This is a genomic window from Streptomyces sp. NPDC051569 (assembly GCF_044454085.1).
Lineage (GTDB): Bacteria > Actinomycetota > Actinomycetes > Streptomycetales > Streptomycetaceae > Streptomyces.
In genome coordinates, this window is sequence record NZ_JBITDJ010000001.1 from 537532 (window position 1) to 557217 (window position 19686).

Consider the following 19686-nt stretch of genomic DNA (forward strand, 5'->3'; position numbering starts at 1 on the left):
AATGAGCCGAACGTCTCGCTCCATCCAGCGAATGGCGGTCGCGGGTCGACGCCCTCACGCAGGCAACCCCTGCGGCGTTCGCCCCCCGCCCCTTCCGGCGCCTCGTCGATGCGTCCTGCGGCCCTTCGCCGCGTGGCTCAGCAATCACCAGGAGTCGATCACCATGGCTGAGAAGACTGTCCGCCGTCGTGTCCGTCACACCCCCCGTACCAGCGAGTCCGACCGCAAGAACGCCGCCGCGGCCCTGCAGCGCGCTCTCGACCGCAGGGACAACGGCGGCTCGACCGGCCACTCGGCCTAGAGGCCGGCAAACACCGGCAACCGGCAACCGGGCAGGTACCGGCAACCCGGGCGGACACCGGCAACCCGGGCAGGTACCGGCAACCCGGGCGGACACCGGCAGGCACCGGGAGAAACAGCCGGGGCCGGTGCGCGCGGGCGCGTCAGCGCGTGATGGTGAAGTGGTCCACCCGCTGCCCGGTCTCGGCGAGCGCCGCGACCCGCAGTTCCGGGCGGTGCCCCGCCGTCACCTCGACGGCGAGGAACGAGAAGCCGGTGTACCGCACCCGCGACCACTCCACGGTCTCGGTGGCCTTCACCCCGTCCGGATCCCAGTGGTACGACGGCACGCTCTCCAGGTCGGCGGCGTGGTGCTCGTAGCTGTCCGGCACCGGGAAGTCGAACAGCGTTCGGCCGCCGCCGCCCGCTGTGACGTAGACGACGCCGTCCCGCACCGAGCTGACGGACTCGCCGATCGGCACCGGCCGCCGGAGCGTGCCGCCGCGCAGTGCGTCGGTGCGCTCGTACACATGGTTGTGGCCGTTGACGACCAGGTCGACGCGGTGCTTGTCGAAGAGCGGCACCCACGCGTCGCGCACCCCGCCGTCGGAGGCGTGCGCCCTGGTCGTGGAGAAGGCGCAGTGGTGGAAGAACACCACGATGAAGTCGATGTCCCCGTCCCGCCGCAGTTCACCGAGGCGCCGGTCGAGCCAGCGGGTCTGGGCGCCGCCGGTGTAGCCGGTGTTCGCGCGGATCTCGTACGAGACGTCGTTGGCGTCCAGGGCGACCACCCCGACATTGCCGTACGTGAACGAGTACACGCCCGGTGACTTCACCGGGTCGAGCCCGCCGTCCGGCAGCGACCAGCGCGCGGTCTGGCCTCCGTAGCCGTGCGGTGAATACCACGCCTCCATGTCGTGGTTGCCGGTCGTCGCCATCCACGGCACCCGGGAGGCGACCGTCTCGGTCTGCGCCAGGAACTGGTCCCAGACGCGGGCGTCGTACGTGTCCCTGGTGGTGCCCCAGCCGTTGATGTCGGCATAGCAGAGGTCCCCGGCGTGCAGGTGGAAGGCCGGGTTCTGGCCGAGGATCACCTGGTCGTTGGCGAGGGCGTCGTACGAGACGCCCTGGTCGCCGAAGGCGGTGAAGACGAACGGCTCGCCGGCGCGGTCCGGGGCCGTACGGAAGGTCCCGACGGTGCCGAAGCGACGGGGGTCGGCCGGATCGAAGCCCTCGTGCCCGACGCCGTAGTAGTACGTCGTGCCCGGGCGCAGCCGTTCCAGCGACACATGCAGGTAGTACTGGTCCACCGCGGGCAGGGTGGCCGACAGCGAGGGCGTGTGCAGCGGCCGTACCTCCGCACTGATCCTCCGGCTGAGGTCCCCCGGCTTCAGGCCGATCCGGACGTACGGGTTCCTGACCGGGAACGGCACCTGCCAGGACACCGCCATCCGGGTCTTCGGATCGGAGCCGAATGCGAGATGGCGGCCGAAGGGGGCGACCAGCGAGCCGTCGATGTGCGCCGTGGCCGTGGTGGTGGCGGCCCTGGTGCGCGCGGTGGCCGTGCCCGGGCCGGGCAGCCCGGCGCCCAGGGTGGCGGAGGCGGCGAGCGTGCCGGCGCCCAGCAGCCTGCGGCGGCCGATCCGGGCGTGGAGGTACTCGTGCTGCTCCGGCATGGTCATGCGGGAGGCGAGGTGGTCGGGAATCCCGACGCGCGGCGTTTCCATGCGCACGAAGCTGACACGGCAGGACGCCGGATCCGGGTATCCCCGGCCGTCCGGGCGGTGTCGAGCCCGCCACGTGTCCACAGAATGGACGCGTCATGTCATTCCATGGGACGCGGGAGTACGGTGCTGTCATGTCTCGCGCCATCAATCTCGCAGTGATCCCCGGTGACGGCATCGGCCAGGAGGTCGTGGCCCAGGGCCTGAAAGTCCTGCGCGCCGTCCTCCCGCAGGACGTCAAGCTGGAGACCAAGGAGTACGACCTCGGCGCGAGCCGCTGGCACCGCACCGGAGAGACCCTCCCGGACGCGGAGCTGGAGGCCCTCACGGGCCATGACGCGATTCTGCTCGGCGCGATCGGCGACCCGACCGTGCCGTCCGGCGTCCTGGAGCGCGGTCTGCTGCTGAAGCTCCGCTTCGCCTTCGACCACTATGTGAACCTGCGCCCCTCCAAGCTCTTCCCCCACACGGCCACCCCGCTGGCCGGCCGCCCCGACATCGACTTCGTCGTCGTGCGCGAGGGCACCGAGGGCCCGTACACCGGCAACGGCGGTTCGCTGCGCACCGGTACACCCGCCGAGGTGGCCACCGAGGTCAGCCTCAACACGGCGTACGGGGTGGAGCGGGTCGTCCGGGACGCGTACGAGCGGGCCCAGGCCCGTCCGCGCAAGAAGCTGACGCTGGTCCACAAGAACAACGTCCTCGTCTACGCCGGTCACCTGTGGAAGAACATCTTCGACCGGGTCGGACGGGAGTATCCCGAGGTCACCACCGACTATCTGCATGTCGACGCCGCGACGATCTTCTTCGTCACCCAGCCCGAGCGTTTCGACGTGATCGTCACCGACAACCTCTTCGGTGACATCCTCACCGACCTCGCCGCTGCCGTGACCGGCGGTATCGGCCTGGCCGCGTCCGCGAACATCAATCCGGACCGCACCTTCCCGTCCATGTTCGAGCCGGTCCACGGCTCGGCGCCGGACATCGCGGGCCAGGGGAAGGCCGATCCCACGGCCACGGTCCTCTCCGTCGCCCTGCTGCTGCGCCACCTCGGCCTCGACGCCGAGGCCCTCCGGGTCGAGGAGGCCGTCGCGGCCGATCTCGCCGGGCGGGACGGGGCGGCGGCCACCCCGCGGACGACCGACGAGATCGGTGACGCGCTCGCCGTACGCGTAGCGAGCTGACCCGACCCGTCGACTTCTCTCCAGCCGCCGGGTTCTCGGAACCCGGCGGCTGCGCTGTGTCCGCGCCGGGCGCCGGGGCCGGTGGCGGGTACCTCTCTCATACACGGCCCGTTCACCCCGTTTCCCGCACCGCCCCGCCCGAGCGATAATCAGCTTGGGCCGTGGCACCATGCGGGAATGCTCGGACGTCCTAGCAGCAGTAGCGGCGTGAGCACGGTCCGTCACACACAACCGGTGAAGGACGAGTATTCATGACCACGCCCACGATCGAGCTCAAGCCCTCCTCGAATCCGCTGTCCGACGCGGAACGCGAGGCGATCCTGGCCAGCCCCGGGTTCGGCCGCCACTTCACCGATCACATGGTGACGATCAGGTGGACGGAGGGGCGGGGCTGGCACGACGCGCAGCTCGTCCCGTACGGGCCGCTCTCGATCGACCCGGCCAACATGACGCTGCACTACGCACAGGAGATCTTCGAGGGGCTCAAGGCGTACCGCCGCCCCGACGGCACGGTCGCCATGTTCCGCCCCGAGGCGAACGCCGAGCGCTTCCAGGTGTCCGCCCGCCGCATCGCCATGCCGGAGCTTCCGGTCGAGACGTTCCTCGCCGCGTGCGACGCGCTGGTCCAGCAGGACAAGGCGTGGGTGCCCGAGCACGGCGGGGAATCCTCCCTCTACCTGCGCCCCTTCATGATCGCGGCCGAGGTCGGTCTCGGCGTGCGGCCGGCCAACGAGTACCTGTTCCTCGTCATCGCCTCGCCCGCCGGCGCGTACTTCCCCGGCGGTGTGCGCCCGGTCTCCGTCTGGATCTCGGAGGACTACGTCCGCGCGGTCCCCGGCGGTGTCGGCTTCGCCAAGACCGGCGGCAACTACGCGGCCTCCCTGCTCGCCCAGGCCGAGGCGGCGGCGAAGGGCTGCGACCAGGTGGTCTACCTGGACGCGCTGGAGCACCGCTGGGTCGAGGAGCTGGGCGGGATGAACCTGTACTTCGTGTACGGGGACCGCATCGTCACCCCCGAACTCACCGGCTCCCTGCTGGCCGGCATCACCCGCGACTCGCTGCTGAAGCTGGCCGGTGACCTCGGCTACAGCTTCGAGGAAGGCCGTATCTCCAAGGAGGACTGGCGCCGCGACACCGAGAACGGCACGCTCACCGAGGTCTTCGCCTGCGGCACCGCCGCCGTGATCACCCCGGTCGGCCTGGTCAAGACCGTGGCCGGTGACTGGAGCCAGTCGGGCGGCGAGCCCGGCGAGGTCACGATGAAGCTGCGCAAGGCCCTGCTGGACATCCAGACGGGCGTGGCTGCCGACACCCATGGCTGGATGCGCGAACTGGGCTGACCGTCCGTGTCCCCGCCGTGGGGGCCGGGCTCCGGGTACACCCCCGGGGCCCGGCCCCCACGCACGCTCCCGGACGGACACGCGCCGGGCCCGCCCCCGAACACGCATCGAACGAATAACCGCACGCGCACCGAACGCCTGTCGGACGCCGCGACCGCATCGTGAGACGGGGGTTACCGGGAGGGGGAGACGTGCGAAAATCGTCTCGTGCTCTCGTTCGCCATGATTATCGGCAGCAAGCGCGCCGGTCCGCAGTGACCGCCTCGTACCACCACGTACGGCGCGGCCATCGTGCCTCGACCCGCGCGCAGACCTCTCGCACCCGCGAGGGGTTTTTTCGTTTTCCGGCCTCACCCCGGCCGGTGGCGGAGCGCACGCGGAGAACGGGGGCAAGTGGAGCCGGACCATCCACACTCGACAGGAGCCACACACCATGTCCACTCAGCCCACTGAGTCCACGGGGACCACGGGGAGCACGGTGAACGACGACAGCTTTCATGTCTTCGACACGACACTGCGCGACGGCGCACAGCGCGAGGGCATCAACCTGACGGTCGCCGACAAACTGGCCATCGCCCGGTACCTGGACGAGTTCGGTGTGGGTTTCATCGAGGGCGGCTGGCCCGGCGCCAACCCCCGGGACACCGAGTTCTTCGCGCGCGCCAAGGAGGAGATCGACTTCCGGCACGCGCAGCTCGTCGCCTTCGGCTCCACCCGCCGGCCGGGTGCCAAGGCATCGGAGGACCACCAGGTCAGAGCGCTGGTCGAGTCCGGCGCCCCGGTGGTCACCCTGGTCGCGAAATCACATGACCGCCATGTCGAGCTCGCGCTGCGCACCACCCTCGACGAGAACGTGGCGATGGTCCGCGACACCGTCTCCTACCTGTGCGAACAGGGCCGCCGCGTCTTCGTCGACTGTGAGCACTTCTTCGACGGCTACCGGGCCAACCCCGAATACGCCAAGGCCGTCGTCCGGGCCGCCGCCGAGGCCGGCGCCGACGTGGTCATCCTCTGCGACACCAACGGTGGCATGCTGCCCGCCCAGATCCAGGCCATCGTCGCCACGGTCCTCGCCGACACCGGCGCCCGGCTCGGCATCCACGCCCAGGACGACACCGGCTGCGCCGTCGCCAACACCCTCGCCGCCGTCGACGCGGGCGCCACCCACGTCCAGTGCACCGCCAACGGCTACGGCGAGCGCGTCGGCAACGCGAATCTCTTCCCGGTCGTCGCCGCCCTGGAGCTGAAGTACGACAAGCGGGTCCTGCCCACCGGCGCGCTCGCCGAGATGACCCGGATCTCGCACGCCATCGCCGAGGTGGTCAACCTCGCGCCCTCCACGCACCAGCCGTACGTCGGTGTCTCCGCCTTCGCGCACAAGGCCGGTCTGCACGCCTCCGCGATCAAGGTCGACCCCGACCTCTACCAGCACATCGCCCCCGAACGCGTCGGTAACTCCATGCGGATGCTCGTCTCCGACATGGCGGGCCGCGCCTCCATCGAGCTCAAGGGCAGGGAACTCGGTGTCGATCTCGGTGGCGACCGCGATCTGATCGGCCGGGTCGTCGGCCGGGTCAAGGAGCGCGAGCTGAGGGGCTACACCTACGAGGCGGCCGACGCCTCCTTCGAGCTGCTGCTGCGCGAGGAGGCGGAAGGGCGGCCCCGCAGTTACTTCCGTACGGAGTCCTGGCGCGCGATCGTCGAGGACCGCCCCGACGGTACGCACGCCAACGAGGCCACCGTGAAGCTGTGGGCCAAGGGCGAGCGCATCGTCGCCACCGCCGAGGGCAACGGGCCGGTGAACGCCCTGGACCGGGCCATGCGGGTCGGCCTGGAGCAGATCTACCCGCAGCTGGCCAAGCTGGAGCTGGTGGACTACAAGGTCCGCATCCTGGAAGGCCGGCACGGCACGGAATCCATCACCCGGGTCCTGATCACCACGGCGGACGGCGACGGCGAATGGGCCACGGTCGGGGTCGCCGAGAACGTCATCGCGGCCTCCTGGCAGGCACTGGAGGACGCGTACACCTATGGACTGCTGCGCGCCGGGGTCGAACCGGTGGAGTAGGTCCTGTCCGGGCGATCCGGTCCGGGCGATCCTCTGCGGGCGATCCTGCCCGGGCGATGCTGTCCGGGCCCGGCGAAGACCGGCCGGACAGGGCCTGGCCCGGCCCGGGCCGTACGGCACCCACCCCCCGTCACGGTGTGCGGCAGGGGGTGGGTACACGGTGGCATCACGCCGAGGTCACTGCCTCGTCACTCGCGTCACTGCAGGTGCCACTTCTGGTTGGCGGCCCCGGTGCAGCTCCAGATCTGCGCGCGGGCGCCGTTCGCCGGGGAATTGTCGGTCACGTCCAGGCACTTGTTCGCCGCCACGTTGACGACGTCACCGGTCGAGGCGTTGTACGTCCACTGCTGGGCGCCGCTGCCGTTGCAGTCGTACAACTGGACCTTGGCGCCGTTCGCCGTCGACGCCGATGTCACGTCCAGGCACTTGCCGAGCGTCCTGACCGTGGAGTCCGTGCCGACCGTCCAGCGCTGGGCCGTCGTGCCGTTGCAGTCGTAGAGCTGGACCGCCGCCCCGTTGGCGCTGGAGCCGTTCGCCACGTCCAGGCACTTGCCGGCCAGGCCGGTGAAGACGCCCGTGGTGCCGGAGCCGCTGCCGGACTGCGTACCGGACCAGGTGAAGGTGGCCGAGGTCTTGCCGGGCAGCGAGTAACTGAAGTTCTGGCCACCCCAGTTGACCCGCAGCGTCTGGGCGCCGGAGCCGTCGTTGTACGCGATCAGCGCCTTCGACCCGTCCGTGTTGCGCCAGGCCACGTTCGGGATCGTGCCGCTCGCGGTGGACGAGATCCGTTCCGCGCCGGGCCGGACGAACTTCGTCAGGTGGCCCATCGTGTAGTACTCGATGTTGTAGTCGACCTGGCCGCCGCGGCTGTCGCCGTTGTGCACCGTGATCAGACCGTCGCAGGTGCCGCAGCCGCCGTTGTGCGGGCCCCGGTTCTGGTCCACCGCCAGGGACCACTTGGTCACCGACTTCGCCCAGTTGCGGGTGTAGTCGATGATGTTCGACATGTCCTCGCGCTGCTGATTGGCGATCCAGGTGCCGCCGGAGTGCTCGGTCGCGAAGGCGTTCAGCTGCGGATACTGGTTGTGGATGTCCGTCTGCTTCTGCACGTTGCCGCCGTAGCCGTGCCAGGCGATCCCGCCGAAGTTCGGGTGGCTGCGCACGGCCGCGTCGTTCACGGTCTCCGCCGCGTACGCGTCGTACGTGTCCCAGTTCCAGTCGTGCGCCAGCACCTTGGTGGGCAGGCCGGCGCCCTGGAGCTTCGGCAGCAGCTCACTCTTGGTGAAGTACGCCAGCCCGGAGCCGTTCCAGCTCATGGACGGGTAACCGTCGCAGCACGTCGGCTCGTTCTGCACCGAGACGTAGTCGACCGGGATGCCCTGGTCACGGTAGGCCTGGAGGTACTTGACGAAGTAGTTGGCGTACGTTCCGTAGTCCTCGGCCTTCAGCCAGCCGCCGTTGAGCTGCCCGCTGTCCTTCATCCAGGCCGGCGCCGTCCACGGCGAGGCCATCGTCGACAGTGCCGGATTGAGCTGCTTGGCCTGCTTGGTCAGCGGCAGGACATCCGCCAGGTCATGGGCGATGGAGAACTGGGCCAGTGAGGTGTCCGTCTGGCCGGCCGGGATGTCGTCGAACGTGTAGCCGCTGCGGGCCAGGTCGGAGGCGCCCATCGGGTTGCGGATGAAGGACAGCCCGATGCCGTCGGTGGGGGAGAACAGCTTCTTCATGGTGTCGTCGCGGGTCGCCTGGGAGAGCGCCCCGCTGCTCTTCATGAGCCAGGCCGCGGTGTCCGTGAACGAGGCGCCGCCGCCCGTGAAGGTCTGGTAGCGCGTTCCCTCGTCGACGCTGATGTTCGTGCCGGTGCCGCCGCTGCCCGCCTGGAAGTTCACGGGGGTCTGCTGCTGGAGACCGCGGGTGACATGGCGCCCGCCGGTGTCGTCGGTGGTCGTCAGCCAGATGTTGACCTGTTCGCCCGCGGCCTGCGCCGTACCGGCCGAAATGCCGGTGAGTCCGGCGGTGGCCAGGGCGCCCGCGAGGAGAACTCCGGTCAGACGCCGCCCGGTGCCAGTCGATCTCGACATAAGTCTGCTGCCCTTCTCGGCAGTGAGGTGGGGGGTGCTGCGGTGGTGCGTGCGGTGGTGCCTGGGATGACGTGTGCGGTGGTGTGTGCGACGGTGCGTGACGCGCGAAGTGATCCGTGCGCCGGCGCCGTCCCGCATTGCGGTGTGCGGCGTGAGTGAACTGCCGTTGTGAACTCCCGTCAAGGGGTCGCGCATTCACTTTCCGAACACGCAACGTCCCTGACCTGGGGCCGGCCTGGTACGTAACAAAGGTTCGGACCAATCTCGGCGTGAAGTATTGACGGCTGTGTGGCGCGGCGGTTAACTCACCGCCCAACGCCGGTACCGGTTCCGGAATCGGTTCCGGTACCGGTTCCATTCCTCGACGCGGAGGCCCCGATGCGTGTCACGATCGCCGATGTCGCCCGCGAGGCCGGCGTCAGCAAGACGACCGTGTCCCGGGTGCTCAACACCAAGGGTGAGGTCGACCGGGGTACGGCCGCCCGCGTCCGCGCCGTGATCGCCCAGCTCGGCTACGTACCCAGCTCGGGCGCCGTCGGTCTGGCGCGCGGCAGCAGCCGTACGGTCGGCATGCTGGTGCCCTCGCTGGGCTGGCCGTGGATGGCCGAGGTCCTCCAGGGTGTCGTCGACACCGTCGAGGCCGCCGGTTACGGGCTGCTGCTCTTCAGCTGCAACCGGGGCGCCGAGTCGGTCGAGCACTTCACCACCCAGGTCTCGGCCCGCGCCTTCGACGGCCTGCTCGTGGTGGAACCGGAGAACACCCTCGACACCATCATCGGTCTGCGCCGCAAGGGCCTGCCGGTCGTCCTGATCGACGACCGGGGCAGCCACCCCGAGGACTTTCCCTCCGTCGTGACCACCAACTACGAAGGAGGAGCGTCCGCCGCCCGCCATCTGCTGGCCGACGGGCGCACCAAACCCCTGGTCATCACGGGCCCCGCCCACTTCGGGTGTGTGCGTGACCGGCTCCGGGGCTTCCGTGAGGTCCTGCCCACCGACCGGGTCGTGACGGGGGACTTCACCGAACGCTCCGGACGTCTCGCGGTCGAGCGACTTCTCGCGGGCGGCGCCCGGTTCGACGCGGTGTTCGCGCACAACGACATCAGCGCGGCCGGCGCGCTGCGGGCCCTGCGCGCCGCGGGACGGACCGTCCCCGACGACATCTCGGTGGTCGGGTTCGACAACATCCCGATGGCCCGGCACACCGAGCCGCCGCTGACCACCGTGCACCAGCCCGCGCGGCAGATGGGCGAGAGGGCGGCGCGGATGCTCCTCCAGCACCTCGGCGGGATGTCCGGAACGGACGAACCCGCCGTGCTGCCCACCGAACTCGTCGTGCGGCAGTCGGCTCCGTAACTCCGCCGAAGCCGCCACCGTAACGCCGCTCAGCACCACAGCCGCTCAGCATCACAGCCCAGCACCACAGCTCAGCACCACCGACGCTGCCCAGCACCGTGGCCCAGCACCACCGCCGCACCGCCGCACCGTGCTTCACCCTGCCCTTTTCCGTCCTTCCAGGAGTCGCCATGTCCGCACCCCGCAAGCTCCGGGCGCTGGCCGCCGCCACCGTCGTGGCAGCGCTCGCCGCCGGATGTTCCTCGGCCAACTCGGACGCCAACCGGTCGGCGGGTGGCGCCTCGGGCGTCCTGACCGTCGGTATGCCGAACGGCCCGCAGACCAACAACAGCAACCCGTTCCTGGGAACGTCCGCGGGTGCCTCGCTCGGCTACCGCTTCATGATCTACGAGCCGCTGGTGATGACCAACCCGGTGCGGCCCAGCGAGAAGGGCAAGCCCTGGCTGGCCAGCGCCTGGAACTGGGAGGCGAACTTCACGAAGGTCACCTTCACCATCGACTCCAAGGCCAAGTGGTCCGACGGGAAGCCGCTCACGGCCGAGGACGCGGCCTACACCTTCGGCCTCCTCAAGAAGTTCCCGGCGCTCAACGGCAACGGCATCGCGTACGACGGCATCGAGGCGCAGGGCGACAAGGTCGTCCTGACCTTCAAGGAATCGCAGTTCGTCAACCAGAACAAGATCGCCAACACCTTCGTGGTGCCGAAGCACATCTGGGAGACCGTGAAGGACCCGGCGACCTGGCCCAACCGCACCCCGGTCGGCTCGGGGCCGTACCAGCTCAAGACGTTCACCCCGCAGACCACCACCCTCACCGCGACGCCCTCCTACTGGAAGGGCAAGACGCAGGTGAAGGAGCTCCGCTACACCTCGTACAACGACAACAGCGCGCAGACCACCGCCCTCGCGAGCGGCAAGTCCGAGTGGTCCTTCGTCTTCCTGCCGAACTACAAGCAGCTGTACATCGCCAAGGACCCCAAGAACAACAAGCTGTGGTTCCCGTCCGGACTCGGCATCCACGGCCTCTGGTTCAACACCACCAAGGGCGCGCTGAGCAACGCGTCGCTGCGCAAGGCCATGGCCATGGTCATCGACCGGAAATCCATCTACGTCCAGGCCGAGGCCACGCTCTACCCGGAGATCACCAGCCCGACCGGCCTCCCGCTGCCCGCCGGTGACCCGTTCCTGGCCCCCGAGTACAAGGGCGCCACCACCGAACCCGATGTCGCGGGCGCGAAGAAGGTCCTCGCCGACGCCGGTTTCACACTCGCCGGCGGGGTGCTCAAGGACCCCTCGGGCAAGCCCGTGACGCTCACCCTCACCGACCCGTCCGGCTGGAACGACTACATCACCGGACTCTCGATCATCAAGGACAACGTCAAGCAGCTCGGTATCGAGGCGAAGGTCAGGACCCAGACCGCGGACGCCTGGACCTCCGACGTCTCCAACGGCAACTTCGACGCCGTACTCCACTGGACCAACAGCGGCCCCACGCCGTACGACATGTACCAGAACATCATGGACGGCGCGCTGCTCCAGCCCATCGGCAAGAGCGCCCCGCTCGGCAACTTCGGCCGGTTCGACAGCCCCGAGGCGACCGCGGCGCTCAAGGAGTACGCGAACGCCACGGAGGACGCCACCCGCACCACGGCCATGAACGCCCTCCAGAAGATCATGGTCGAGCAGGTGCCGATGGTCCCGACGTCGGCGGCCCCGATCGGAGCGGAGTACTCCACGAAGAACTGGGTCGGCTGGCCCACCGAGGCCGACCCGTACGCCGCCCCGCAGCCCACCCAGCCCAACGCGGTGGACATCGTGCTGCACCTCAAGCCCGCCAAGTGATGACGGGACCGGCCATGACCATCCAGGACACGCAGGACGCCCCCGAGCACGACCCCGCCGTCGTCCTCGAAGCGCGCGGCGTCACCAAGCACTTCCCCGTCAAGCGGACCGGCGCCGATCTGCTCGCCCGCCGGCGCCGTACCGTCCACGCCGTCGACGACGTCTCGCTGCTGCTGCGGCGGGGCACGGTCACCGCGCTGGTGGGGGAGTCGGGCTCGGGGAAATCCACCGTCGCCCGGCTGCTCGCGCAGCTGTATCCGCTCACCGGAGGGGAGATACGGCTCGGAGGCAGACCGGTCAAGGCCGGGCGTGGCCGGTCCTTCCGCTCGTACGTCCGACAGGTCCAGCTGATCTTCCAGGACCCGTTCGCCTCGCTCAACCCCGTCCACACCGTGCGCTACCACCTCACCCGCTCGCTGAAGATCCACGGCAAGCGGGCCACCGAGGCGGAGACGGCGGAGCTGCTGGAGCGCGTCCAGCTGACCCCGCCGGGGCAGTACCTGGACAAGTTCCCGCACGAGCTGTCCGGCGGGCAGCGCCAGCGCGTCGCCATCGCCCGCGCGCTGGGAGCCGATCCGCAGGTGCTGCTGGCCGACGAGCCGGTCTCGATGCTCGACGTCTCCATCCGGCTCGGTGTCCTCAACCTCCTGCGCGACCTCAAGGAACGCCTGCGGCTCGCGATCCTCTACATCACCCACGACATCGCCTCCGCACGGTACTTCGCGGACACGACGCTGGTGATGTACGCGGGCCGGATCGTCGAGGGCGGGGACAGTGAGACCGTCACCCAGCGCCCCGCCCACCCCTACACCCAGCTGCTCATCGCCTCCGCGCCGGACCCCGACCGGATCGTGGCCGAGGGACCGGAGGGCGCCGAGGGTGAGGAGGACGAGGAGGCGCGGGAGGAGGCGCGGGAGGACCGGGGCGGCGGAGAACCGCCCTCGCTCATCACCCCGCCCGGAGGCTGCCGCTTCCACCCCCGCTGCCCCCGGGCGATGGAGCGCTGCCGCACCGAGCTGCCGCCGCGCTTCGCGCTGGACGGCGGCCAGTGGGCCGCCTGCTGGCTGTACGCGGACCGCCCGGTGAGCGCCGCCGAGGAGGTGACCGCACGGTGAAGTACGTACTCCAGCGGCTCGCCTTCTACGCCGTCACCGCGTGGGCCGCGATCACCATCAACTTCCTGATCCCCCGGCTGATGCCCGGCGACCCCGTCCAGTCGCTGATCTCCCGCTTCCAGGGCCAGCTCGACAGCCACGCGGTCACCTCCCTCAAGGCCCTCTTCGGCCTCGACAAGGAACGCTCGCTCTGGCAGCAGTACACCGACTACTGGTCGCACCTCCTCCAGGGCGACCTCGGGCTGAGCTTCACCTTCTTCCCCACCCCGGTGGCCGAGGTGATCTCCCAGTCACTGCCCTGGACGCTGGCCCTCGTCGGCACCACCACCCTGATCAGCTTCCTGCTCGGCACCGGCATCGGCGTCTACAGCGGCTGGCGGCGCGGTTCCTGGCTGGACGGACTGCTGCCCGTCACCACCTTCATCTCGTCGATCCCGTACTTCTGGCTCGGCCTGATCGCCATCGCGCTCTTCGCCGTGAAGTGGCCCTTCTTCCCGGCCGCCGGGGGCTACGACAGCTCGCTGGTGCCCGCCTTCGACGTGCCGTTCATCTCCAGCGCGCTCTACCACGCCGTCCTGCCGGGCGTGACGATCGTGCTGAGCGCCGTCGCCGGCTGGATCCTCGGCATGCGCAACATGATGGTGACCGTCTCCTCCGAGGACTACGTGATGGTCGCCCAGGCCAAGGGGCTCTCGGAGCGGCGCGTGATGTTCTCGTACGCCGCCAGGAACGCGATCCTCCCCAACATCTCCGGCTTCGCCCTGTCCCTCGGCTTCATCGTCGGCGGCACCCTGCTGGTCGAGATGGTCTTCTCCTATCCCGGCATCGGCTACCAGCTCTTCCAGGCCGTCGGCGCCAAGGACTATCCGCTGATGCAGGGCGTCTTCCTGATCATCACGTTGTCGGTGCTCGCCGCGAACCTGCTGGCCGACATGGTCTACCTGCTGCTCGACCCCCGTACCCGAAGGGAGGCCTGAGCCATGGCCGTCACCGCTGCCGAAGTCGCCGTACTCGACGTGGCCGAAACGCCCGCGCCCGGCCGGCGGACCAGGCTGCGCTTCCTGCGCGGCGGTAAGACCGTCACCGGCCTCGCGATCCTCGGATTCTTCGCCCTGATCGCGGTCATCGGGCCCTGGATCGCGCCGTACGACCCCGACAAGATGAGCGACGCCATCCTCCGGTCGCCCTCCGCAGCGCACTGGTTCGGGACCACCCAGACCGGTCAGGACGTGCTCTCGCAGATCCTCATCGGGACCCGGGGCGTCCTCGTCGTCGGCTTCGTCGCCGGAATCTTCGCGACGGTGCTGTCCGTGCTGATCGGCGTCAGCGCCGGCTTCCTGGGCGGCGCCGCCGACGAACTGCTCTCGGCGCTCTCCAACATCTTCCTGGTCATCCCCGCGCTGCCCCTGATCATCATCATCGCCAGCTTCGTCGCGGACGCCGGGGATCTGCTGATCGCCTGCGTCATCGCCTTCACCTCATGGGCGTGGGGTGCCCGGGTGCTGCGCGCCCAGACGCTCTCCTTGCGCCGCCGCGACTACGTGGAGGCGGCCCGGGCCACCGGCGAACCCACCTGGCGGATCATCTGCTTCGAGATCATGCCCAACCTGACCGCCGTGATCGCGTCCGGTTTCGTCGGCACCGTCATCTTCGCCGTCCTGCTGGAGATCACCCTCGCCTTCACGGGCGTCGCCGACATCTCCCAGTGGAACTGGGGGACGGTGCTCTTCTGGGCCCAGTCGAATCAGGCCCTGGCGCAGGGCGCGTGGTGGTGGTTCGTCCCCGCCGGGCTCTGCATCGCCCTGCTCGGCGCGGCCCTCTCGCTCATCAACTTCGGCATCGACGAATTCATCAACCCACGGCTGCGCACCGGGACGGGCGCCTCCCGCAAGGTCAGGATGCGGGTCGGCTTCACACCGGTGGTGCGCACCGCACCCGCGGACCGGCCGCCCGGCTCCGACGAGCACACCGGTGCCCGTCAACAGGCAGGTGCCCCGACGCACGCCGGTGCCCCCACGCACGCCGATGCCCCGACGCACGACAAGGAGCCGCGCGCATGACCGGCCGCCCCGTCCTCACCATCAGCGGCCTGCACGTCGACTACGGCACCGGAAGCGGCGCCGTGCACGCCCTGCGGGACATCGATCTGACCCTGCACCGGGGCGAAGTCCTCGGCCTCGCGGGCGAGTCGGGCTCCGGCAAGTCCACGCTCGCCTACGCCGTGACCCGGCTGCTCTCCCCGCCCGGGGTGATCACCGGGGGAGACGTCCACTACCACCCGCACGACGGGGAACCGGTGGATCTGCTGGGGCTCACCGCCGAGCAGCTGCGGGCCTTCCGCTGGCAGGAACTGTCGATCGTCTTCCAGGGCGCGATGAACTCCCTCAACCCGGTGCACACCGTCCACAGCCAGCTCACCGATGTCCTGCGGGCCCACCGGCCCCGGATGAAGGGCGCCGAGCGCACCGCGCGGGCCGAGGAGCTGCTCTCGCTGGTCGGGATCTCCCGGGACCGGCTGGTCGCGTATCCGCACCAGCTCTCCGGCGGCATGCGCCAGCGGGTGATGATCGCGATGGCTCTCGCACTGGAGCCCGAGGTCGTCATCATGGACGAACCGACCACCGCGCTCGATGTGGTGATGCAGCGTCAGATCCTACGGCAACTGGTCAGACTCCGCGAGGAGCTGGGCTTCTCGGTCGTCTTCATCACGCACGACATCTCGCTGCTGATCGAGTTCTCCGACCGGATCGCGATCATGTACGGCGGCCGGATCGTCGAGGAGGCCGGCGCCGCCGAGATCTACCGGGACCCCCGCCATCCGTACAGCGAAGGACTGCTGCACTCCTTCCCGGCCCTGCACGGTCCGCGCCGCGAACTGACCGGCATCCCGGGCTCGCCACCGCACCTGACCGCGATGCCGGCGGGGTGCGCGTTCCATCCGCGCTGCGGCAAGGCGTTCGCGCCGTGCTCCGGCGAGGTCCCGGTGCTGGCCGGCCGGGCCGGCGACACCACCCGGTCGGTGGCCTGCTGGCTGCACCACCCGGCCTGACCCGCGCCGATTCCGCGCCCATGCCGCGCCGATTCCGCGCCGATTCGGGCCGTTCCCGCGCACTTCGTGTGTTCCTTCTGACTCAGGAGCCCCATGGACACCACCCCCACCCCCACCACCCCCACCACCGCCGGCCAGGCCGCCGCCGCCCGCCCCGCCGTGGCGGTCCCCGGCCTGCCCGCGGACTTCCGCTGGGGCGTCGCCACCTCCGCCTACCAGATCGAGGGCGCGGCTGCCGAGGACGGCAGGACCCCCTCGATCTGGGACACCTTCTGCCGGGTCCCGGGCGCGGTCACCGGCGGCGAGCACGGTGATGTGGCGTGCGACCACTACCACCGGATGCCCGAGGACGTGGCGCTGATCGCCGGGCTCGGCGTCGACACCTACCGCTTCTCGCTCGCCTGGCCGCGCATCCAGCCCGGCGGCAGCGGCCCCGCCAACGCCAAGGGCCTGGACTTCTACAAGCGGCTGATCGACGAGTTGCGCGGGAAGGACATCACCCCCTGGATCACCCTCTACCACTGGGACCTCCCGCAGGAGCTGGAGGACGCGGGCGGCTGGCCGGCCCGCGACACCGCCTACCGGTTCGCCGACTACGCGATGCTCGCCTACGAAGCACTCGGCGACCGGGTCGAGCACTGGACGACCCTCAACGAGCCCTGGTGCTCGGCCATGCTCGGGTACGACATCGGCGTCCACGCCCCCGGCCGGCGGAACTTCGGCGAGGCCATCCACGCCGTCCACCACCTCCTCCTCGGCCACGGCCTCGCCTCCCGGCGCATCCGCGAGGCGGCCGGCGCCAACCCCCTCGAACTCGGCATCACCCTCAACCTCGGCACCGCCACCCCGGAGACCGCCGGCGCCGCGGACGCCGAGGCCTGCCGCCGCGCCGACGGCCTGGGCCGGCGGCTCTACCTCGACCCGCTCGTCCACGGCCGCTACCCCGAGGACGTCCTCGCCGACCTGGCGCTGCGGGACGTCGAGATCCCGGTACGCGACGGCGACCTGGAGATCATCTCCGCGCCGCTCGACGTCCTCGGCGTCAATTTTTACCGGGGCACCCTCTTCTCCGGGGTCACCGAAGAGGGCTCACCGGTGGACGCCGACGGGCTGCCCGTCACCCGGGCCGTCCCGCGCGACCTCCCCCGAACGGCCATGGACTGGGAGATCACCCCCACCGAACTCACCGACCTGCTGCTGCGCCTCCAGGAGGAGTACGGCGTGCCGACGGTCATCACCGAGAACGGCGCCGCGTTCGATGACACCGTCGCCGCCGACGGCTCGGTCCCGGACGCCGACCGCACCGCCTATCTCGCCGACCACATCGCGGCCGTCACCGAGGCGCGCGCCCAAGGAGCCGACGTACGCGGCTACTTCGCCTGGTCCCTGATGGACAACTTCGAGTGGGCGTACGGCTACGACAAGCGCTTCGGCATCGTCCGGGTCGACTACGACACCCAGGCCAGGACCCTCAAGGACAGCGCCAAGTGGTACCGCGACACGATCCGCCTCACCCGCGACGCGAAGCCGTAACACCACTGCGCACACCACCCCTTACCCGTACACCTCCCCGTGCGGGCTGTGCGGCGGCGACCGGAAAGCCATTCCGGGCGCCGCCGCATTTTTTGTCCGGGAGTGCCCCGCTTCGGGTAGCGTCCTGCCCATGAGGACCAGGGTGCTTTTCCCACTGTCCGCGCTGCTGCTCGCCTTGTCGGCGGCCGTCTTCGTGACCGCGCCGGACGCGCGGGCGGCCACCGGCCCCGCGACCGTGGCCGAGACCCTCAAGAAGGGCCCGGGGTACGTGGATCCGCGTGCCGCCTCCCGGGGCAGTGGCACCGCCCCGGTCGACGGGGCGGATGACGCGGGCAGCGTCTCGACCGTACTGATCGTCCTCGGCTCGGTGGTCGTCCTGGGCGGCGCGGGTGCCTACGCGGCGGTGCGCCGGGGCCACCGCAAGCGGGCCGAGCGCGAGCGCGCGGCGCTGGACACGCTGCGGGTCGTCGTCGACGAGGACATCACGGCCTTCGGCGAGGAACTCGACCGGCTGGACTTCCACCCCGCCGAGGCCGGCGCCGACGACGCGATGCGCGCCGAGTACGAACGCTCCCTGGACGCGTACGAGAAGGCCAAGTCCCTGATGGGCTCCGCCCGGCGGCCCGATGGCGTGCGCGGGGTGACCTCGGCGCTGGAGGACGGCCGGTTCTCCCTCGCCGCCCTGGACGCGCGCAGGAGAGGTGCTCCGCTTCCGGAGCGCCGCTCGCCGTGCTTCTTCGACCCGCGCCACGGCCCGTCCATGACCGACGCGCGGTGGGCCCCGCCCGCAGGTGTCCCGCGCACGGTCCCGGTCTGCGCGGCCGACGAGGCCAGGCTGCACGACGGCGAGGACCCGATGACCCGCACGGTGCGGACCGAGCTGGGACCGCGCCCGTACTGGGAGGCCGGCCCCGCGTACGGTCCCTGGGCCGGCGGCTACTTCGGCGGCGGCCCGCTGCCCGGGCTGCTCGCGGGCACGATGCTCGGCTCGATGATGGCGACCCCCGCGTACGCGGCCGACTTCGGCGGTGACGATGCGGGCGGTGACCACTCCGCCGGGGATTCACCGGGGGGCGATCACGACCCGGGTGACTTCGGCGGCGGAAGCTTCGGCGGCGGAGGCTTCGACGGGGGCGGGTTCGGCGGGGGCGGGGATTCCGGCGGGGGCGGGGATTCCGGCGGAGGCTTCGACGGGGGCGGGTTCGACGGCGGGGGCGGGTTCTAGACCCGGCCGGTCCTCTGCCCCGCCCCGCCCGTCCCCGCCCGTACCGTCCCCGCCCGTTCCCCCATCGTCGGTCCCGTCACCACGGCGGTCGCCGGATCAGGCGGCTTCGGGGGCCTTCTTGATCGCGGAGACGTCGAAGTTCAGCTTGACCTTGTCGCTGACCAGAACGCCGCCGGTCTCCAGCGCCGCGTTCCAGGTCAGGCCCCAGTCGGCGCGCAGGATGGTCGTGCTGCCCTCGAAGCCGACACGCTGGTTGCCGAACGGGTCGGTCGCGGAGCCCGTGAACTCCAGGTCGACGGTGAACGGCTTGGTGACGTCCTTGATCGTGAGGTCGCCGGTGACGCGGTAGGTCTCGTCGTCGACCGGCTCGATGGCGGTGGAGCGGAAGGTCATCTTCGGGAACTGCTCGACGTCGAAGAAGTCGGCGCTGCGCAGGTGGCCGTCACGGTCGGCCACGCCGGTGTCGATGCTGGTCATCGAGACATCGAAGGAGGCCGAGGAGGCCGAGGGGTTCGAGCCGTCCAGCTGGAGGAAGCCCTCGACCTCGCCGAAGGTGCCCCGGACGTTGGTGACCATCGCGTGACGGACGGTGAAGCTGAGGCTGGTGTGGGTGGGGTCGGTGGTGTACTCGCCGGTCAGCGCGGCCAGCGCCGGGTTCACCTCGCCGGTGGCGGTGGTGACCTGGGCGTTGTTCTTGCGGCCGAAGAGGGCCATGAAATCTCCCGTGGAAAGTTTGGTTGAAGCTTGAACGATATCGACTGTAAACCATCCTCGTTCAACGTTCAACAATATGCGCGAATCCTCTCTTGTCCGAGCCGCAATCGGCCGGTATGCCCTCTGGCGGACGCGCGTAGACATCGGGCAGGATCTCCCTGCTCCACCTGCACAACC

At 70.2% G+C, this 19686-nt stretch carries 15 protein-coding genes; 12 read left to right on the plus strand and 3 right to left on the minus strand.

Features of this window, described 5'->3' with window-relative positions; genetic code table 11:
• The first annotated feature begins 163 nt into the window (after positions 1–163).
• Positions 164–301: a hypothetical protein gene (locus ACIBAE_RS02275; protein ID WP_399281859.1), complete on the plus strand. Its 138-nt coding sequence runs from the start codon at positions 164–166 to the stop codon at positions 299–301.
• A gap of 142 nt (positions 302–443) precedes the next feature.
• Here ACIBAE_RS02275 and ACIBAE_RS02280 read toward each other — a convergent pair whose 3' ends face one another.
• A complete protein-coding gene (locus ACIBAE_RS02280; protein ID WP_399281860.1) occupies positions 444–2006 on the minus strand; it encodes a purple acid phosphatase family protein in 1563 nt (520 codons plus the stop codon).
• A gap of 131 nt (positions 2007–2137) precedes the next feature.
• Between ACIBAE_RS02280 and ACIBAE_RS02285 the strand changes: the two genes are divergently transcribed.
• The 3 genes from ACIBAE_RS02285 (at position 2138) to cimA (ending at position 6595) form a co-directional block, all read left to right on the plus strand.
• Entirely contained in the window at positions 2138–3187 is a 1050-nt protein-coding gene (locus ACIBAE_RS02285; protein WP_399281861.1) for a 3-isopropylmalate dehydrogenase, read from the plus strand.
• Positions 3188–3438: 251 nt separating this feature from the next.
• Positions 3439–4527, plus strand: coding sequence for a branched-chain amino acid aminotransferase (locus tag ACIBAE_RS02290; protein ID WP_399281863.1), 1089 nt, complete (start codon positions 3439–3441; stop codon positions 4525–4527).
• A gap of 433 nt (positions 4528–4960) precedes the next feature.
• Positions 4961–6595 carry a citramalate synthase gene (gene cimA / locus ACIBAE_RS02295; protein WP_399281864.1) on the plus strand — a complete coding sequence of 545 codons (1635 nt, stop codon included), beginning with the start codon at positions 4961–4963 and terminating at the stop codon, positions 6593–6595.
• 197 nt (positions 6596–6792) lie between these two features.
• Here cimA and ACIBAE_RS02300 read toward each other — a convergent pair whose 3' ends face one another.
• The gene (locus ACIBAE_RS02300; RefSeq protein WP_399281865.1) at positions 6793–8676 is read right to left on the minus strand and encodes a ricin-type beta-trefoil lectin domain protein; all 1884 of its coding nucleotides are present in this window, start codon (positions 8674–8676) and stop codon (positions 6793–6795) included.
• A 378-nt stretch (positions 8677–9054) separates the two neighbouring features.
• Here ACIBAE_RS02300 and ACIBAE_RS02305 point away from each other — a divergent pair, with 378 nt between their 5' ends.
• The 8 genes from ACIBAE_RS02305 (at position 9055) to ACIBAE_RS02340 (ending at position 18795) form a co-directional block, all read left to right on the plus strand.
• The gene (locus tag ACIBAE_RS02305; RefSeq protein WP_399281867.1) at positions 9055–10032 is read left to right on the plus strand and encodes a LacI family DNA-binding transcriptional regulator; all 978 of its coding nucleotides are present in this window, start codon (positions 9055–9057) and stop codon (positions 10030–10032) included.
• Positions 10033–10202: 170 nt separating this feature from the next.
• Complete coding sequence (locus ACIBAE_RS02310; RefSeq protein WP_399281868.1) at positions 10203–11873, plus strand: ABC transporter substrate-binding protein; 1671 nt, start codon at positions 10203–10205, stop codon at positions 11871–11873.
• Positions 11874–11887: 14 nt separating this feature from the next.
• Complete coding sequence (locus tag ACIBAE_RS02315) at positions 11888–12988, plus strand: ABC transporter ATP-binding protein (RefSeq protein WP_399281870.1); 1101 nt, start codon at positions 11888–11890, stop codon at positions 12986–12988.
• On the plus strand, positions 12985–13965 hold the full coding sequence (locus tag ACIBAE_RS02320; protein ID WP_399281871.1) for an ABC transporter permease: 981 nt from the start codon (positions 12985–12987) through the stop codon (positions 13963–13965). The genes ACIBAE_RS02315 and ACIBAE_RS02320 overlap by 4 nt, the downstream gene beginning before the upstream one ends.
• A gap of 3 nt (positions 13966–13968) precedes the next feature.
• Entirely contained in the window at positions 13969–15048 is a 1080-nt protein-coding gene (locus ACIBAE_RS02325; RefSeq protein ID WP_399281872.1) for an ABC transporter permease, read from the plus strand.
• Positions 15045–16037 carry an ABC transporter ATP-binding protein gene (locus ACIBAE_RS02330; protein ID WP_399281873.1) on the plus strand — a complete coding sequence of 331 codons (993 nt, stop codon included), beginning with the start codon at positions 15045–15047 and terminating at the stop codon, positions 16035–16037. The genes ACIBAE_RS02325 and ACIBAE_RS02330 overlap by 4 nt, the downstream gene beginning before the upstream one ends.
• 93 nt (positions 16038–16130) lie before the next feature.
• Complete coding sequence (locus ACIBAE_RS02335; RefSeq protein WP_399281874.1) at positions 16131–17570, plus strand: GH1 family beta-glucosidase; 1440 nt, start codon at positions 16131–16133, stop codon at positions 17568–17570.
• A 130-nt stretch (positions 17571–17700) separates the two neighbouring features.
• Positions 17701–18795 (plus strand): hypothetical protein, encoded by a 1095-nt coding sequence (locus ACIBAE_RS02340; RefSeq protein WP_399281875.1) that lies wholly within the window; start codon positions 17701–17703, stop codon positions 18793–18795.
• Between the two features lie 96 nt (positions 18796–18891).
• Here the strand turns inward: ACIBAE_RS02340 and ACIBAE_RS02345 are convergent, their stop codons facing one another.
• Positions 18892–19509 carry a YceI family protein gene (locus ACIBAE_RS02345; protein ID WP_399281876.1) on the minus strand — a complete coding sequence of 206 codons (618 nt, stop codon included), beginning with the start codon at positions 19507–19509 and terminating at the stop codon, positions 18892–18894.
• Positions 19510–19686 lie beyond the last annotated feature (177 nt).

Coding starts and splice junctions, on each gene's coding strand:
- ACIBAE_RS02275 (WP_399281859.1), top strand. CDS start 164: ATGGCTGAGAAGACTGTCCGCCGTCGTGTCCGTCACACCCCCCGTACC.
- ACIBAE_RS02280 (WP_399281860.1), bottom strand. CDS start 2,006: ATGGAAACGCCGCGCGTCGGGATTCCCGACCACCTCGCCTCCCGCATG.
- ACIBAE_RS02285 (WP_399281861.1), top strand. CDS start 2,138: ATGTCTCGCGCCATCAATCTCGCAGTGATCCCCGGTGACGGCATCGGC.
- ACIBAE_RS02290 (WP_399281863.1), top strand. CDS start 3,439: ATGACCACGCCCACGATCGAGCTCAAGCCCTCCTCGAATCCGCTGTCC.
- cimA (WP_399281864.1), top strand. CDS start 4,961: ATGTCCACTCAGCCCACTGAGTCCACGGGGACCACGGGGAGCACGGTG.
- ACIBAE_RS02300 (WP_399281865.1), bottom strand. CDS start 8,676: ATGTCGAGATCGACTGGCACCGGGCGGCGTCTGACCGGAGTTCTCCTC.
- ACIBAE_RS02305 (WP_399281867.1), top strand. CDS start 9,055: ATGCGTGTCACGATCGCCGATGTCGCCCGCGAGGCCGGCGTCAGCAAG.
- ACIBAE_RS02310 (WP_399281868.1), top strand. CDS start 10,203: ATGTCCGCACCCCGCAAGCTCCGGGCGCTGGCCGCCGCCACCGTCGTG.
- ACIBAE_RS02315 (WP_399281870.1), top strand. CDS start 11,888: ATGACCATCCAGGACACGCAGGACGCCCCCGAGCACGACCCCGCCGTC.
- ACIBAE_RS02325 (WP_399281872.1), top strand. CDS start 13,969: ATGGCCGTCACCGCTGCCGAAGTCGCCGTACTCGACGTGGCCGAAACG.
- ACIBAE_RS02330 (WP_399281873.1), top strand. CDS start 15,045: ATGACCGGCCGCCCCGTCCTCACCATCAGCGGCCTGCACGTCGACTAC.
- ACIBAE_RS02335 (WP_399281874.1), top strand. CDS start 16,131: ATGGACACCACCCCCACCCCCACCACCCCCACCACCGCCGGCCAGGCC.
- ACIBAE_RS02340 (WP_399281875.1), top strand. CDS start 17,701: ATGAGGACCAGGGTGCTTTTCCCACTGTCCGCGCTGCTGCTCGCCTTG.
- ACIBAE_RS02345 (WP_399281876.1), bottom strand. CDS start 19,509: ATGGCCCTCTTCGGCCGCAAGAACAACGCCCAGGTCACCACCGCCACC.